General features: G+C 74.7%; 15 protein-coding genes. 9 read left to right on the top strand and 6 right to left on the bottom strand.

Annotated features, from left to right (window positions below; translation table 11 throughout):
- Positions 1–11: 11 nt before the first annotated feature.
- Positions 12–956, bottom strand: a complete 945-nt coding sequence (gene sigJ / locus ACWERV_RS25835; protein ID WP_452937212.1) for an RNA polymerase sigma factor SigJ — start codon at positions 954–956, stop codon at positions 12–14.
- Positions 957–1,141: 185 nt separating this feature from the next.
- On the opposite strand from sigJ, the gene ACWERV_RS25830 reads away from it, so the two are divergent.
- The 3 genes from ACWERV_RS25830 to ACWERV_RS25820 all read left to right on the top strand — a co-directional run bounded on the left by ACWERV_RS25830 (position 1,142) and on the right by ACWERV_RS25820 (position 4,084).
- Entirely contained in the window at positions 1,142–1,774 is a 633-nt protein-coding gene (locus tag ACWERV_RS25830) for an LUD domain-containing protein (RefSeq protein WP_452937210.1), read from the top strand.
- Positions 1,775–1,930: 156 nt separating this feature from the next.
- The gene (locus ACWERV_RS25825; protein WP_452937207.1) at positions 1,931–2,494 is read left to right on the top strand and encodes an isochorismatase family protein; all 564 of its coding nucleotides are present in this window, start codon (positions 1,931–1,933) and stop codon (positions 2,492–2,494) included.
- A gap of 147 nt (positions 2,495–2,641) precedes the next feature.
- Complete coding sequence (locus ACWERV_RS25820) at positions 2,642–4,084, top strand: hypothetical protein (RefSeq protein ID WP_452937204.1); 1,443 nt, start codon at positions 2,642–2,644, stop codon at positions 4,082–4,084.
- A 386-nt stretch (positions 4,085–4,470) separates the two neighbouring features.
- On the opposite strand, the gene iolD is transcribed toward ACWERV_RS25820, so the two are convergent.
- From iolD to ACWERV_RS25795, 5 genes are read right to left on the bottom strand one after another with little or no spacing between them, the layout of a single operon-like run.
- Positions 4,471–6,318: a 3D-(3,5/4)-trihydroxycyclohexane-1,2-dione acylhydrolase (decyclizing) gene (gene iolD / locus ACWERV_RS25815; protein WP_452937201.1), complete on the bottom strand. Its 1,848-nt coding sequence runs from the start codon at positions 6,316–6,318 to the stop codon at positions 4,471–4,473.
- Positions 6,315–7,181 (bottom strand): 5-deoxy-glucuronate isomerase, encoded by an 867-nt coding sequence (gene iolB / locus ACWERV_RS25810; RefSeq protein ID WP_452937198.1) that lies wholly within the window; start codon positions 7,179–7,181, stop codon positions 6,315–6,317. Before iolB ends, iolD begins: the two co-directional genes overlap by 4 nt.
- Positions 7,178–8,170, bottom strand: coding sequence for a 5-dehydro-2-deoxygluconokinase (iolC, locus tag ACWERV_RS25805; RefSeq protein WP_452937196.1), 993 nt, complete (start codon positions 8,168–8,170; stop codon positions 7,178–7,180). Before iolC ends, iolB begins: the two co-directional genes overlap by 4 nt.
- Positions 8,167–9,027, bottom strand: coding sequence for a TIM barrel protein (locus ACWERV_RS25800; RefSeq protein WP_452937193.1), 861 nt, complete (start codon positions 9,025–9,027; stop codon positions 8,167–8,169). The genes iolC and ACWERV_RS25800 overlap by 4 nt, the downstream gene beginning before the upstream one ends.
- Positions 9,024–10,094 (bottom strand): Gfo/Idh/MocA family protein, encoded by a 1,071-nt coding sequence (locus tag ACWERV_RS25795; RefSeq protein ID WP_452937190.1) that lies wholly within the window; start codon positions 10,092–10,094, stop codon positions 9,024–9,026. The genes ACWERV_RS25800 and ACWERV_RS25795 overlap by 4 nt, the downstream gene beginning before the upstream one ends.
- Before the next feature lie 116 nt (positions 10,095–10,210).
- Here ACWERV_RS25795 and ACWERV_RS25790 point away from each other — a divergent pair, with 116 nt between their 5' ends.
- From ACWERV_RS25790 to ACWERV_RS25765, 6 genes are all read left to right on the top strand, one after another.
- The gene (locus ACWERV_RS25790; protein ID WP_452937302.1) at positions 10,211–10,990 is read left to right on the top strand and encodes a GntR family transcriptional regulator; all 780 of its coding nucleotides are present in this window, start codon (positions 10,211–10,213) and stop codon (positions 10,988–10,990) included.
- A gap of 165 nt (positions 10,991–11,155) precedes the next feature.
- Positions 11,156–12,163: a sugar ABC transporter substrate-binding protein gene (locus ACWERV_RS25785; protein ID WP_452937299.1), complete on the top strand. Its 1,008-nt coding sequence runs from the start codon at positions 11,156–11,158 to the stop codon at positions 12,161–12,163.
- The gene (locus ACWERV_RS25780; protein WP_452937188.1) at positions 12,160–13,197 is read left to right on the top strand and encodes an ABC transporter permease; all 1,038 of its coding nucleotides are present in this window, start codon (positions 12,160–12,162) and stop codon (positions 13,195–13,197) included. Before ACWERV_RS25785 ends, ACWERV_RS25780 begins: the two co-directional genes overlap by 4 nt.
- Positions 13,194–14,042, top strand: coding sequence for an ATP-binding cassette domain-containing protein (locus ACWERV_RS25775; RefSeq protein ID WP_452937185.1), 849 nt, complete (start codon positions 13,194–13,196; stop codon positions 14,040–14,042). The genes ACWERV_RS25780 and ACWERV_RS25775 overlap by 4 nt, the downstream gene beginning before the upstream one ends.
- The gene (locus tag ACWERV_RS25770; RefSeq protein ID WP_398178744.1) at positions 14,039–15,187 is read left to right on the top strand and encodes an ROK family glucokinase; all 1,149 of its coding nucleotides are present in this window, start codon (positions 14,039–14,041) and stop codon (positions 15,185–15,187) included. Before ACWERV_RS25775 ends, ACWERV_RS25770 begins: the two co-directional genes overlap by 4 nt.
- Positions 15,184–15,891, top strand: a complete 708-nt coding sequence (locus ACWERV_RS25765; RefSeq protein WP_452937181.1) for a hypothetical protein — start codon at positions 15,184–15,186, stop codon at positions 15,889–15,891. Before ACWERV_RS25770 ends, ACWERV_RS25765 begins: the two co-directional genes overlap by 4 nt.
- Positions 15,892–15,997: the final 106 nt, after the last annotated feature.

Raw genomic sequence — 15,997 nt, 5'->3', positions numbered from 1 at the left:
CCGCGCGCGGCTCAGCGACCGGCCCAGCGGCCCAGCTTCTCGGGGTTGCGGACCACCCAGATCCGGGTGATCCGGCCGCCCGTGACGTCGAACGCGAACACCGTGACGACGGCGCCGTCCTCCCGGGCCACCAGCCCCGGCCGCCCGTTGACCGGGTGCTCGGCGAAGGCCACCGCCGCGGGCCTGCGGCGGGCCAGCTCCGCCCAGGCGCGCGCGACCTGCCCGCCGCCGCGGATGGGCTTCGGGAACGTCGTGGCCAGGCCCCCGCCGTCGGCGGTCGCGACGGCGTGCGGGTCGAGCAGGCCGATCAGGGCCTCGATGTCCTTGGCCTCCCACGCCCGCTTGAAGTCCCGCACCACACGGGCCCGTCCGGCGTCCGCCGGGTCCGGGGGCCCGGTCGCGCGGATCCGGCGGCGCGCGGAGGACGCCAGCTGGCGGCAGGCCGCCGGGGTGCGCCCGAGGATCTCGGCGATCTCGGCGAAGGAGTGGCAGAAGACGTCGTGCAGCACGAACGCGACCCGCTCGGCCGGGGACGTCGACTCCAGCACGACCAGGAACGCCAGGTCCACCGACTCGTCGAGGGCGACCCGTTCGGCCGGATCGGCGCTCGCCGCACCCGGCCGCCCCGCGACCCACTCCGTGACGTCCGGCAGCGGCTCGGGCAGCCACGCGCCCACATACGTCTCGCGCCGGACCCGGGCGGAGCCCAGCACGTTGAGGCAGATCCGGCTGGCGACCGTCGTGAGCCAGGCGCCCGGCGAGACGATCGCCGCCCGCTCGCGCGGGGACAGGGCGTACCAGCGGGCGTAGGCCTCCTGCACGGCGTCCTCCGCCTCCGCGGCCGAACCCAGCAGCCGGTAGGCGACGCCGACGAGCCGGGGCCGCTCGCCCATCAGCGCGTCGAGGCCCGGATCGGGCCTGCCGCGCCCCGACCCGGACCGGGTGGTGGTGGTCATGCTGCGGACGGCCCCCTCGCTCGCGGAACTCCTCACCCCTACGACAAGACAGCGCCCCGGAACGTCAGGCCGCCGCGCGGCACTCACATTCCCCGCCGCTGCGCTGTCGAACCGCTGGGACGCGCACACCGGCCGGTGCCGCGCACCGTCCCGCGCCCGACAGCGAACGCGAGCACGGAGGCACCATGACCACCACCCCCACCCCGGCGGCCCACTTCACCGCCCCGGCATCCGCCGAACGCCTGGAACGGGCGGCCGCCGCGCTGACCGCCCACGGCTTCACCGTGGAGATCCTCGACGGCACCGCCGCCGCCCGCGCCCGCGTCGCCGAACTGCTGCCGGAGGGCGCGAGCGTCTTCACCGGCGCGAGCGAGACACTGCGGCTGTCCGGCATCGAGGAGGACGTCAACGCCGGCGGGCGCTACGACGCCGTCCGGCCGCGCATCCTCGCGCTGGACCGCGCCACCCGCGGCGACGAGATCCGGCGGCTCGGCGCCACCCCCGACGTCGCCGTGGGCAGCGTCCACGCCGTCACCGAGACCGGCTCGCTGGTCATCGCCTCCGGCAGCGGCAGCCAACTGCCCGGCTACGCGGGGGGCGCGGCCCGTGCGATCTGGGTCGTCGGTGCCCAGAAGGTGGTGCCCGACCTGGACACCGCGCTGCGCCGCGTCCACGAGCACTGCCTGCCGCTGGAGACCGCCCGCACGATGGCCGCGCACGGCTGGCCGAGCGCCGTCACCCGGCTGCTCGTGCTCAACGCCGAGTACCTGCCCGGACGCGGCACCGTCCTGCTGCTGCGGGAGGCCGTCGGCTTCTGAGGGCTCCGGCGCCGCCGGACCCCGGACGGACGGGCCCGGCCCGGGGAGCGGGGCGGCCGGAGGGGGGCCGCCCCGCTCCCCGCGCCGGGCGTTGTCAGAGGGTGCCCCTAGGGTCGGAAGGAACCGACGACGACGTCCGCACGCCCGGGAGGCAGCATGACCACGCTGGAGAATCGTCCGAACACCGCCCTGCTCGTGATCGACGTGCAGAACGGGACGGTGAGCGCCGCCCACGACCGCGACGCCGTGGTCGCCACCATCGCCTCGCTCGTCGAAAAGGCCCGCGCCGCCGGGACGGACGTGGTGTGGGTGCAGCACAACGACGCCGAACTCGTCGCGGGCACCGAAGCCTGGAACTACGTACCGGAACTGGTGCGGCACGAGTCCGAGCCGCTGGTGCAGAAGGAGTACGGCGACTCCTTCGAGGACACCGAGCTGGAATCCGTGCTCGCCGCCCGGGGCGTGGGCCACGTCGTGGTGAGCGGCGCGCAGACCGACGTGTGCGTCCGCTCCACCCTGCACGGCGCCCTCGTCCGCGGCTATGACGTGACGTTGGTCACGGACGCGCACACCACCGAGGACCTCACGTCGTTCGGCGCCCCGCCACCCGCGCAGGTCATCGCCCACACCAACCTGTACTGGAAATTCCACCGGGCGCCCGGCCGCGAGGCCCTCGCGCTCGCCGCCGCCGAGGTCGACTTCGCGGACAAGCCCGCGTAACCGCCGCGGCCGGGCGGAACGGACCGTGGCCGCGCCATGCCGCACCGCGACTCCGCGGCGTGGCGTACCCCGCTTTCCGCCCGGAAGCCCCCCGGACATACGGCACACTTCACACCGAAGACGCCGAACGTCCAGGTGGAGGGTGCCGTGGCAGAGCAGCGGAACGCGTCGCCGCGCGCGGCGCTCAGCCGCCGCCGGATGCTGCTCGCGGCCGGGGGAGCCGCCGCCCTGCCGGGCGCGAGCATGCTCGCGGTGGGCGCCACGAGCGACGAGGCCCGCGCGCAGACGCCCCGCCGGAGACGGGACGTCCCGCCCACCGCGGGCCTCCCGCTCGTCGGCGGGCCCGACTTCCCCGTCGGCGCGTTCTGGCCGCCGCCACCCCCGTACGTCACCGCCGAGCGCTACCAGGAGATCGCCGACGCGGGCTTCACCTTCGTCCACAACGGCAACTACCTGTGGGACCAGACCGGCATCCGCTACGGCCTCGACATCGCCCGGCAGGCCGGACTGAAAGTGCTCGTCGCGGGCGACCCGCTGCTGTCCGCCCTCACCGCCAACTTCTGGGCCGACGGCGACCCCACCGGCTACCACCCCAAGATCACCGCGGGCGACGCGGAGGTCTCGCTGCGCGCGCTCTTCGCCGCCTACCAGGACCAGCCCGCCTTCGCCGGATTCACCTTCGCCGACGAACCCGCCGCCAACCGCTTCGGCACCCTCGGCTCGCTCGTCGCCACCGCCCGCGACCTCGCCCCCGGCAGCCTGCCCTACCTCAACCTCCGCCGCCTCGGCCAGCCGTACGGCCCGTGGGGCACGCCCGGCATGGACGTTCCCACCTACACCCGCTACCTCCAGGAGGCGCTCGACACGATCGCGCCCTCACTGCTGTCCTTCGACCGCTACCCCATGCTCGCCGGCGGCGCGGAAGATCCCGGCTACCACCAGAACTGGGCGCTCGTGCGCGCGGCCGGGCTGCGCGCGGGCATCCCCACATGGGTCTTCATCCAGTCCCTGGAATACGCCGGGCACCGGCTGCCCACCCCCGCGGAGCTGGCCTGGCAGGTCAACACGAGCCTCGCGTACGGGGCGAAGGGGGTCCAGTACTTCACGTACTGGACCCCCGACCCCAGCCGCGGAGACGGCTTCGTGCCCGCGCAGGGCCTGGTCACCGTGGGCGGCGAGCGCACCCCGCTGCACGCCGCCGCGAAACAGCTCAACGTGGGGTGGCTGCGGCCGGTCGGGCGCGAACTCCTGCCGCTCGTCTCGGAGTCCGTCGTCCACGCGAACGACACGCCGCTGCCGGCGGGGGCGACGGCGTTCGCGCCGGACGCGCGGATCGCCGGGGCCGAGGGGGACGCCGTCGTGCTCGGCGTCTTCTCCGCGCCCTCGCCGGGGGACGCGGAGGTCCGCTGGGTGCTGGTCGCGAACCGTTCCTTCGCGCGGGGCGCTGCGGTGCGGTTGAGCGTGCGGTCGGGGTACGCGGTGGCGCGGTTCGACCCGGCGGTTGCGGCGTACGCCGCGGTGGAGGGGGACGCGGTGGCTCTTTCCCTTGAGCCGGGCGCGGCTGTGCTTCTGCGGCTGGCGCCGCGCTGAGGGGGCGCTTCGGGGGGGCTTGTTGCGGTGCGGTGTGCGACCTTCCCTGCGGTGGGGGCTGAGCGCGCAGTTCCTCGCGCCCCTTTCGCGGCGGCGCCGTTGCTGGGTCGGGGGCCGCCACGGGGCACCTCCTCGGAATGCGCGTTCGCCCTTCTACGTAGGGGGCGAGCCCCTCCCAGCGCATTCCTGCGGGGGCACCCCGCACCGTCCCCCTCCAGGCCGGTTCAGCGGCTTCCTGCCGGTGGGGGTGAGTGTGTGCAGGGCGCGGGTGCGGGGGAGGGTTCCCGTTTTTCAGGGGCGCGGGGAACTGCGCGCTCAGCCACGACGGCGGGACGATCGCGATGCCTGCCGCAACAGGCAGCCCGGGGCGGCGGAACGGCGGGAGGTCAGAGGCGGGGGCGGGGGCCCGCTTCGCGGGCTTGGGTGGTGTAGGCGGCGTGGGCCGCGCGGGTGGTGGGGAGGGTGGAGGTCTGGGCGACGGGGACGTCCCACCAGGCGTCGGGGGGGAGGGTGGGGCAGGTGGGGTCGGTCTCGACGTAGACCGCGGTCGCGCGGCGGGAGGCGCGGGCGGCGGTGAGTGCTTCGCGCAGTTCGCCGGGGGAGCCGGGGGTGAAGACCTCCAGGCCGAGGCTCGCCGCGTTCGCCGCGAGGTCGACGGGGAGGGGGGCTCCCGTGAGGTCGCCGTCGGCGCCGGGGTAGCGGTAGGCCGTGCCGAAGCCTTCCGCGCCGACCTGCGCGGACAGCCCGCCGATGGAGGCGTATCCGTGGTTCTGGACGATGACGAGGTTGACCGGGATGCCCTCCTGCACGGCGGTGACGATCTCCGTGGGGAGCATGAGGTACGTGCCGTCGCCGACGAGGGCGAAGACCTCGCGGTCGGGGGCGGCGAGGTGGACGCCGATCGCGGCGGGGATCTCGTAGCCCATGCAGGAGTAGCCGTATTCGACGTGGTACTGGTCGGGGTCCGTGGGCCGCCACAGCTTGTGGAGGTCGCCGGGCAGCGAGCCCGCCGCGTTGACCAGGACGTCCCGTGCGCCGAGGGCGGCGGCGAGCGCGCCGATGAGTTCGCCCTGCGAGGGCGGCCATCGGGTGCTGTCGGCGCCGAGGACCGCGTCGGTGCGGGCCCGCCAGTCGGCGACGCCGTGGTCGTGGGCGGGGGCGCGGTGGCCGGCCAGTGCGGCGGTGAGGGCGGTGAGTCCGGCGCGGGCGTCGCCGGTGAGGGCGAGGCCCGCCATCTTGTGGCCGTCGAACGGGGCGACGTTGAGGTTCACGAAGCGCGCTCCGGGTGCGAAGAGCGAGCCGGAGGCGGTGGTGAAGTCCGTCCAGCGGGTGCCGACGCCGAGCACGACGTCGGCGGCGCGGGCGGCGGTGTTGGCGGGGGCCGTGCCCGTGTGGCCGATCGCGCCGAGGGCCTGCGGGTGGTCCCACCGCAGCGATCCCTTGCCGGCCTGGGTCTCGGCGACGGGGATGCCGGTGGCGGCGGCGAAGTCGGCGAGCTGCGAGGTCGCTTCGGCGTGCCGGACGCCGCCGCCCGCGACGAGGAGCGGCTGCTGCGCGGTCCGCAGCAGGGCCGCGGCCTCGGTGAGCGCGTCGGCGTCGGGGGCGGGTCGCCGTACGTGCCAGACGCGGGTGCGGAACAGCTCGTCGGGCCAGTCGTACGCCTCGGTCTGGACGTCCTGCGGCAGGGCGAGGGTCACCGCGCCGGTCTCGGCCGGGTCGGTGAGGACGCGCATGGCCTGGAGGAGCGCGGCGGGCAGCATCTCGGGCCGCCAGACGCGGTCGAAGTGCCGGGAGACGGGCCGCAGCGTGTCGTTGACGGACACGTCCTGCGCCCACGGCACTTCGAGCTGCTGGAGCACCGGGTCGGCGGGCCGGGTGGCGAAGACGTCGCCGGGCAGCAGCAGGACGGGCAGCCGGTTGACGGTGGCGAGGGCCGCCCCGGTGACGAGGTTGGTGGCGCCGGGGCCGATGGAGGTGGTGCAGGCCATGGCCGAGAGGCGGTGCGTGGTACGGGCGTAACCGACCGCCGCGTGCACCATCGCCTGTTCGTTGCGGCCCTGGTGGAAGGGCATGACGGCGGGTCCGGCCTCGCGCAGCGCCTGCCCGATCCCGGCGACGTTGCCGTGCCCGAAGATGCCCCACATGCCGGCGACGGTGCGGTGCCGTACGCCGTCGCGTTCGGTGTACTGCGCGGCCAGGAAGCGGATCAGCGCCTGGGCGACAGTGAGCCTCATCCGTTCTCCTTCGGGGCGTCGTACAACGGCAGCCGCGGGTCGGGCCGTTGGCCGGGCCAGGTGCCGCGCACCCACGCGTGCGCCGGGTCGTCGCTGATGCGCCAGGCCCGTTCGGGGTCCGGGCCGGCCATGACGTTGAGGTAGTACATGTCGTAGCCGGGCACCGCCATGCTCGGGCCGTGCCAGCCGTCGGGGATGAGCACCGCGTCGCCGGAGCGGACCTCGGCCAGCAGGTCGGTGCCGCCGTGCGGCGAGGGGTAGACGCGCTGGTAGCCGATCGCGGCGGGGCCGCCGGCCAGTTCGTAGTAGTAGATCTCCTCCAGCCGCGACTCGTGCGGGCCCGCCTCGTCGTGCTTGTGCGGCGGGTAGGACGACCAGTTGCCGCCGGGTGTCAGCACCTCCACCGCGATGAGCCGGTCGCACGTGAAGACGTCCGCGGCGGCGAAGTTGTTGACCTGGCGGCTCGCACCGGCCGCGCCGCGCAGCTCCACGGGGACGGCGGAGGCCGGGCCGTAGCGCGCGGGGAGCCTTCGTTCGCAGCGTGCCCCGGCGAGGGCGAAGCGGCCGCCCGCGGCGGAGGTGACCACCGCGTCGGCGTCCCGCGGCAGGTAGGCGAAGTCGCTGACGCCCGTGAAGACGCTCGTCCGGCCGTGCAGGGCGAACTCCCGCCCGTCCACTTGTACGCCGCACGCCCCGGCCAGCGGCAGCAGCACCCACTCGCTGCCGCCCGTCGCGAACTCCCGCCGCCCGCCCGGCTCCAGGGTCAGCACCCGCAGCCCGGAGTAGGTCCATCCGGCGTCCTCGGGGTCGAGGCGGACGTTCCATCCGTCGCGGGCCGCCCGCCCGGCTGCCACGTGCGTCATGCGGCACCTCCCGCGTCGGCCTGTTCGCGCAGCGCCGCCGTGATCTCCTCGCGCGTCGGCATCGCGTCCGCACACGCCAGGCGGGAGGCGACGAGGGCGCCCGCCGTGTTGGCCGCGCGCAGGACGTCCGCCAGCGGGTCGCCCGCGAGCAGGCCCGCGCACAGGGCGCCGCCGAACGCGTCGCCCGCGCCGAGGCCGTTGACGACCTTGACCGGCACCGGCGGGGCCACGCACAGCTCGCCCGCGGTGCGGGCCAGGGCGCCCGCCGGGCCCTGCTTGACGACGGCGGTGCGTACTCCGCGCTCCAGCAGCAGCCCCGCCGCCGTCTCCGGGTCGGCGCTGCCCACCGCGACCTCCACCTCCTCGCGGTTGCCGACCGCGAGGGTGGCGTACGACAGCGCGCGGGCGTAGAGCGCCGGGGCCTGCGCGGGGTCGGACCAGAAGCCGGGCCGCCAGTCCAGGTCGAACCACACCTCGCGTCCCGCCCGCAGGTCCAGCGCGGCGAAGACGGCCGAGCGGGTCGGTTCGACGGCCAGCGCGGAGCCGGTGATCCACAGGGCCCGCGCGTCCCGTACGGCCGCCTCGGCGGCGGGCTCGGCGAGCATGCCGGGGGTCAGGCACTGGTCGGGCGCGACCGGGCGGCGGTAGAAGTGCAGCGGGAAGTCGTCGGGCGGGAAGAGTTCGCAGAAGACGACGGGCGTCTGGGTGTCCGGCACGGTCGCCAGCAGCCCGGTGCCGACCCCGAAGGCGTCGAGCGCCGCGCGCACGTACCCCCCGAAGGGGTCCGGGCCGACGCCGCTGAGCAGCGCCGTCCGCAGTCCCAGCCGGGCCCCGGCCACCGCGACGTTCGCGGCCGTTCCGCCGAGGTACTTCGCGAAGCTGCGCACCTCGGCGAGGCCCACCCCGCTCTGCTCGGGGTACAGGTCCACCCCGACCCGCCCGAGGGTGACGACGTCGTACGGGACCGGGCCCCGCGCGGGAGCCGTCATGACGCCGACGCCCACTCCAGCAGCCAGTCCAGGGACGCCGCCACGTCCGCCAGCGGGCCCTCGCCCGGCGGGGGTTCGGCGGCCAGCACGGTGTCCTGCTCCATCACGTACCAGCCCGCGTACCCGGCCGCGTCCAGCGCGGCGAGCAGCACCGGCAGGTCCAGGTCGCCCGTGCCCAGCGGGCGGTAGAGGCCCGCCGCGACCGCGGCCCCGTACGGTGTGCGCCCGGCGCGGACCGCGGCGGCGGCGTCCGCGTCGGCGTCCTTGAGGTGGACGTGCGCGACGCGCGAGGCGGCCCGGCGGGCCAGCTCGACCGGATCGCCGCCGCCGACCAGGACGTGGCCGGTGTCGAGGCACAGCCCGACGCGGCTGCCGTCCAGCACCCGGCCGATCTCGTCCGGCCCCTCCACGAGCGTGCCCACGTGCGGGTGCAGCGCCGCCGTCACGCCCAGCGAGTCCGCGAGCCCCGCGACGGCGTCGAGCCGGGCCAGCAGGGTCCGCCAGCCCGCGGCGTCCAGCGGCGGGCGCTCGTCGTAGCCGTCCCGCCCGGTCGCCGCGGCGAGCACCAGCGTGCGGGCCCCGGCGGTGGTGAAGCGGTCGAGCGCGGCCCGTACGCCGGGCAGCGGGTCGTGGTCCGGGTCGTGCAGCACCACGGGGACGAAGCCGCCCACCGCCGTGACGCCGTGCGCGGCCAGCAGCGGCCCCGGCAGGAAGCCGTCGGGCCCGAACTCGCTCGCGCCGATCCCGAGCCCGGTCATCTCGGCGAGCACCCGCCCGGGGGTGAGCTGGTGCCCCCAGCCGGGGACCTCGCACACCCCCCAGGAGATCGGCGCCGCCGCGATCTGCTCCCGCCTCACGCCACTGCTCCCTCGGCTCCCGCGGTGCCTGCCGCCCCGCCCGCCTCCACCGCTTCCACGGCCCGCGCCGCCGCGGCCACCTCCGCGATCCGCACCGGGCGCCGCTCGCGCCGGGAGATCTCGCAGGCCTCGGCGACCAGCAGCGCCCGCAGCGCCTCCCGACCCTCGCAGGGATTGGCGGCGGCGCCCCGCGCGACGCGCAGGAAGGCGTCCATCTCGGCCCGGTAGGCCGAGCCGAAGCGTTCCAGGAACCCGGTCCACGGATCCCGCGGGCCGCCCGCCGCGCCGGGCTCCACCGAGGTCAGCGGGGCGCGGGCGGTGACGCCGACGGTGATCTGGTCGTCGGTGCCGGCCAGCTCCATCCGCACGTCGTACCCGGCGGCGTGGTAGCGGGTCGCGGTCGCGGTGGCGAGCAGCCCGCCCTCCAGGGTGAGCAGCACCGCGGCGGTGTCGGCGTCGCCCGCGGCCCGGAAGAAGTCCGCGCCGACGTTCTCGCCCGCCGCGTAGACCTCGGTGACCTCCCGGCCGGTGACCCAGCGCAGTATGTCGAAGTCGTGGATCAGGCAGTCCCGGTAGAGCCCGCCGGACAGCGGGACGTAACCGGCGGGCGGCGGCGCCGCGTCGGAGCTGACCGTGCGGACGGTGTGCAGCCTGCCGAGCCGCCCGGCGGCCACCGCGGCCCGCGCCGCGGCGTACCCGGCGTCGAAGCGGCGCTGGAAGCCCACCTGGAGCACCGCCCCGGCCGCCGTCACCTCCGCGAGGGCGGCGACCGTGCCCGTGAGGTCCAGCGCGACCGGCTTCTCGCAGAAGGCCGGGATGCCCGCGTGCGCGGCCCGGGTGATCAGGCCCGCGTGCGCGGCCGTCGCGGAGGTGATCACCAGCGCGTCGGGCCGGGCGGCGAAGAGCGCGTCCACCGGCAGGGCGCGGGCGCCCGCGCGGAGCGCGACCTGCCGGGCACGGGCCGCTTCCGCGTCGGCGACCAGCAGTTCGCCGACGCCGGGGTGCGCCGCGAGCGTCGCGGCGTGGAAGGCCCCGATCCGCCCCGCGCCGATGAGTCCGATCCGCATACCTGCTCCTGCCCCTTCCGAAGAGGAGACGTGACGGCTGTGCGCGCCGTCCCAACCTCCCGCGCCACCGCGGCCTGTGTCAACGCTATGTCCGGACATACGGACTTCCCGTGACCATGCCGTCCCGCTACGCTCCCAGCGTGCCCAAGCACGAGCCCGCACAGCTGCGGCTCGCCGTGGACCGGGCGAGCCACGTACCGCTGTACTTCCAGCTGGCCCGCCAGCTGGAGACGGCCATCGAGGACGGCGCGCTCACCCCGGGCACCCTGCTCGGCAACGAGGTGGAGCTGGCCGCCCGGCTCGGCCTGTCCCGCCCCACCGTGCGGCAGGCGATCGGCTCGCTCGTCGACAAGGGCCTGCTGGTGCGCCGCCGCGGGGTCGGCACCCAGGTCGTGCACACCGGGGTGACCCGCCCGCTGGAGCTGAGCAGCCTGCACGACGACCTGGCCGCCGCCGGCCTGGAGCCCGCGACCCGGGTGCTGCGCAACACCGCGGGCCCGCCGCCCCCCGAGGTCGCCGCCGCGCTCGGGCTGCCGGAGTCCGCGCGGGTCGCCGTCCTGCACCGGCTGCGGCTCAGCTGCGGCGAACCGGTCGCGTACCTGTGCAACTACCTGCCCGCCGATCTGCTGGAGCCGTCCACCGGCGACCTGGAGCGCGGCGGCCTGTACGCCCTGCTGCGGGCCCGCCGCATCACCCTGCACAGCGCCCAGCAGCGGGTCGGCGCCCGCACCGGCACGGACGAGGAGTGCGCCGTGCTCGGCGAACCGGCGGGCGCGGCGCTGCTCACCGTCCGGCGGATCAGCTACGACGACCGCGGGCGTCCCGTCGAGTACGGCACCCACGTCTACCGGGCCTCGCGCTACGCCTTCGAATTCCGTCTGCTGGTCCGCGGCTGAGCCCCATCCCGCAGGCCGGGAGGCCGCTGCCGCCTCCCGGAGGCGGGGTCGCCGCACCTCTTGACGGATACTGGGGCCGCCGGGATGGTCGTCGCTCAAGACGATGGGCAGCACATCCATCACGGCTGCACCACGGACAGCAGGGAAAGGCAGGGCCTCGTGGCGATGGCAAGGGCGGGAACGAAAGCGCTGGGTGCGCTCCTCGCGGTGGCGCTCGGCGCGGCGGGCCTGGCCGGGTGCAGCAGCACCGGCGGCAAGCGCGCGGAGGACCGGGCCAAGAGGCTGGCGGCGAACGGGTCGGCCGTGAACACCCCGCACTGGACCTTCGCCATGGTCACCCACTCCGGGGCGGGCGACACGTTCTGGGACATCGTGCAGAGCGGGGCGAAGCAGGCCGCCGCCAAGGACAACATCAAGTTCGTCTACTCCAACAGCGACCAGGGCGACCAGCAGGCGCAGCTGGTGCAGGCCGCGATCGACAGCCACGTGGACGGCCTCGTCGTCACCCTGGCCAAGCCCGACGCGATGAAGGCGGCCGTCGCCAAGGCGGTCAAGGCCGGCATCCCGGTGATCACCATCAACTCCGGGGCGGCCGAGTCCCAGCAGTTCGGCGCGCTCACCCACATCGGCCAGGACGAGGAGATCGCCGGCAACGCGGTCGGCCAGGAGCTGAACACCCGCGGCAAGAAGCACGCGCTGTGCGTCCTGCACGAGCAGGGCAACGTCGGGCTGGAGCAGCGCTGCGCGGGCGCGAAGTCCACCTTCCACGGCACGATGGACAACCTCTACGTCAACGGCACCAACATGCCCGACGTGCTGTCCGCGATCCAGGCCAAGCTGCAGTCCGACACGTCCATCGACTCCGTCGTGACGCTCGGCGCCCCCTTCGCCGACACCGCCGCCAAGGCCAGACAGCAGGCGGGCTCGAAGGCCGAGATCGACACCTTCGACCTCAACGCGCAGGTCGCGACCTCGCTCAAGAACGGCACGATCGGCTTCGCCGTCGACCAGCAGCCCTACCTCCAGGGCTACGAGGCGATCGACCTGCTGTGGCTGTACCGCTACAACAACGACACCCTCGGCGGCGGCCGGCCGGTCCTGACCGGCCCGCAGATCGTCACCAAGGACGACGCGGACGCGCTGCTGACCTATGCCAAGCGGGGGACGCGATGAGTGACCTCGCGCTCGCCGGCGACGAGCGGCTCGCGCCGCGGTCGCTGGCCGGACGGCTGCTGGGGCGGCCGGAGCTGGGCGCGGTCGTGGGGGCGGTGGCCGTCTTCGTGTTCTTCGCGGTCGCGGCCGACCCCTTCCTGCACTGGTCGAGCCTGGGCACCGTGCTGTACGCCTCCTCGACGATCGGCATCATGGCGGTGCCGGTCGCGCTGCTGATGATCGGCGGCGAGTTCGACCTGTCGGCCGGTGTGATGGTCACCAGCTCCGCGCTGGTCTCGTCGATGGTCAGCTACCAGATGACCGCCAACACCTGGGTCGGCATCGGCGTCTCGCTGCTGGTCACACTCGCCCTCGGGGCCTTCAACGGGATCATGCTGGTACGCACCAAGCTGCCCAGCTTCATCATCACGCTGGGCACCTTCCTGATGCTCACGGGCCTGAACCTGGGCCTGACCAAGCTCATCAGCGGCACCGTGGCCACCAAGTCGATCGGCGACATGGAGGGCTTCCCGGCCGCCCGGGACGTCTTCGCCTCGCACTGGACGGTCGGCGGCGTCGATCTCCAGGTGACGATCCTGTGGTGGCTCGGCCTGGTCGCCGTGGCCACCTGGGTGCTGCTGCGCACCCGCGCCGGGAACTGGATCTTCGCGGCGGGCGGCAACGCCGACGCGGCCCGCGCGGTCGGCGTGCCGGTGGCGCGCACCAAGGTCGGCCTGTACATGGCCGTCGCCTTCTGCGCCTGGATCTCCGGCCAGCACCTGCTCTTCTCGTTCGACGTGGTGCAGTCCGGCGAGGGCGTCGGCAACGAGTTCCTCTACATCATCGCGGCCGTCATCGGCGGCTGCCTGATGACCGGCGGCTACGGCAGCGCCGTGGGCTCCGCGGTCGGCGCGTTCATCTTCGGCATGACGAGCAAGGGCATCGTCTACGCGCAGTGGAACCCGGACTGGTTCAAGTTCTTCCTCGGGGCGATGCTGCTGCTCGCCACCCTGCTCAACGCCTGGGTCCGCAGGCGGGCGGAGGCCACCGCATGACCACCATGACCAAGGAGGGCGGCGGCGCCCCGCTGGTGTCCCTCGGCGGCGTCTCCAAGTCCTACGGGAACGTGCGCGCACTGCGCGAGGTCTCGCTGGAGGTGCACGCCGGGGAGATCACCTGCGTCCTGGGCGACAACGGCGCCGGCAAGTCCACCCTCATCAAGATCATCGCCGGGCTGCACCCGCACGACTCGGGCAGCTACGAGATCGAGGGCGAGCCGGTCCGGCACACCTCCCCGCGGCAGGCGCTGGACCGCGGCATCGCGACCGTCTACCAGGACCTCGCCGTGGTGCCGCTGATGCCCGTGTGGCGGAACTTCTTCCTCGGCTCCGAACCCACCAAGGGCCGCGGCCCGCTGCGCCGCCTGGACGCCGCCGCGATGCGCGCCACCACCCGGGCGGCCCTGCTGCGCTTCGGCATCGACCTGCGCGACGTCAACCAGCCCATCGGCACCCTGTCGGGTGGCGAACGGCAGTGCGTGGCCATCGCCCGAGCGGTGCATTTCGGGGCGAAGGTGCTCGTCCTGGACGAACCGACCGCCGCGCTCGGCGTCAAACAGTCCGGGATGGTGCTGCGCTACGTCGCCGCCGCGCGCGACGCGGGCCTCGGTGTGGTGCTCATCACGCACAATCCGCACCACGCCTACCTGGTCGGAGACCGTTTCGTCCTGCTCAAGCGCGGCGCGATGTCCGGCAGCCACCTCAAGCAGGCGATTACCCTGGACGCGCTGACCCGTGAGATGGCAGGGGGCAGCGAGCTGGACGAGCTGACGCATGAGCTGAGCCGTGCCCCGGCGGCCCCGGAGCCGGTGCACGCCACCGACCCGGAGACCGACGCTTGAGTGCCAACCGTGAACGTGTGTACCGCGGCAGCGCCGCCAGAGCGACCGTGTGGCGCAATGTCAGCGGCGCCGAGCGCCGCGAGCGGCGCAGCCACCTGAGCGCGCCGCGGGTGCCGACCGTCGGCATCGACATCGGCGGCACCAAGGTGATGGCCGGTGTCGTCGACGCCGACGGCACCATCCTGGAGCAGGTGCGCACCGAGACGCCCGACAAGTCCAAGAGCCCCAAGGTCGTCGAGGACACCATCGTCGAGCTGGTGCTCGACCTGTCCGAGCGGCACGACGTGCACGCCGTCGGCATCGGCGCCGCCGGATGGGTCGACGCCGACCGCTCGCGCATCCTCTTCGCGCCGCACCTGTCCTGGCGCGACGAGCCGCTGCGCGAGCGGCTCGCCGACCGGCTGCTGGTCCCGGTCATGGTCGACAACGACGCCAACACCGCCGCCTGGGCCGAGTGGCGCTTCGGCGCCGGACGCGGCGAGGCCGACCTCGTCATGATCACGCTGGGCACCGGCATCGGCGGCGCGATCCTGGAGAACGGCCAGGTCAAGCGGGGCCGCTTCGGTGTCGCGGGGGAGTTCGGCCACATGCAGGTGGTGCCCGGCGGGCACCGCTGCCCGTGCGGCAACCGCGGCTGCTGGGAGCAGTACAGCTCCGGAAACGCCCTGGTCCGCGAGGCCCGCGAGCTGGCCGCCGCGGACTCGCCCGTCGCCTACGGGATCATCGACCGGGTCGGCGGCGCGATCGGCGACATCACCGGCCCGCTGATCACCGAGCTGGCCCGGTCCGGCGACCCGATGTGCGTCGAGCTGTTCCAGGACATCGGCCAGTGGCTGGGCGTCGGCATCGCCAACCTCGCCGCCGCGCTCGACCCGTCCTGCTTCGTCATCGGCGGTGGCGTCAGCGCCGCCGACGACCTGCTCATCACCCCCGCGAGGGACGCCTTCCGGCGCACCCTGACCGGCCGCGGCTACCGCCCCGAGGCGCGGATCGCCAAGGCCGAGCTGGGCCCGGAGGCCGGCATGGTCGGCGCCGCCGACCTCGCCCGGCTGGTCGCCCGCCGCTTCCGCCGCACCAACCGCCGCCGCGTCGAGCGCTACGAGCGCTACGGGCGGATCTACGGCCGGCAGGAGGCCGAGCAGTGACCACCACCCCCGAACGCGAGGCGGGGCCCGCCACGGGCCCCGACGGCGCCCCGGACGCCCTTCCCGGCGACGGCTCCGGAGCGGGCCGCGGCAAGAGCGGCGACGGCGGCTCCGGCGGCTCCGGAGGGGCGGGCGGCCCCGGAGGCTCCGGCAGCACCGCGCTGCCGCTGCGCGAGATCCCGCGCTGGATGCGCTGGACCGTCGTGCCGCTGCTCATCGTGCTGCCGCTCGGCTACGTGCTGATCTCCGCGGCGCAGAGCCGCGGCGCGGGCGTCGACTCCCAGAAGCAGGCCGCCGCCCGCCATCTGACCTGGGTCGTCCCCAGCGAGCTGCAGCGCCGCATCTACCAGGTGCCGATCCCCGACGGCACCGTGCACGACGGCTACCTGGAGACCAACTCCTGGGACACCAGCCAGTTCTTCTGCCAGTTCACGACCACCGCGGGCGGCCTGGACACCTTCCTCGCCCAGCTGGGCACCAGCCGGGCGGCCCTGCACGACGGCAAGGTGTCGGTGTCCGACAAGGACGCCGCCCGGGTCGGCTGGAACTTCCACGTGCCGGACCACTACTGGGCCGGTATGTCCACCCACCAGGTCGGCGACAAGCCCGACCACGACATCACCGTGGACCTCACGAACGCCGACGTCCCGAAGGTCTACGTGGTGTCCACCGTCAACTTCCAGCACGGCTTCGGGGGCGGGTGATTCCGGCGCGCGGCGGAGTAGGTAGCGTGAAGCGATGAGCGAGCTGACGACCGAGGCGCCCGTGGGCGCGGCAGCCGACTACGCGGGCGGCCTCCCGGCCGAGTCC

The sequence above is a fragment of the Streptomyces sp. NPDC004031 genome, from assembly GCF_053604375.1.
This window is presented reverse-complemented; position numbering and strand designations above follow the sequence as displayed.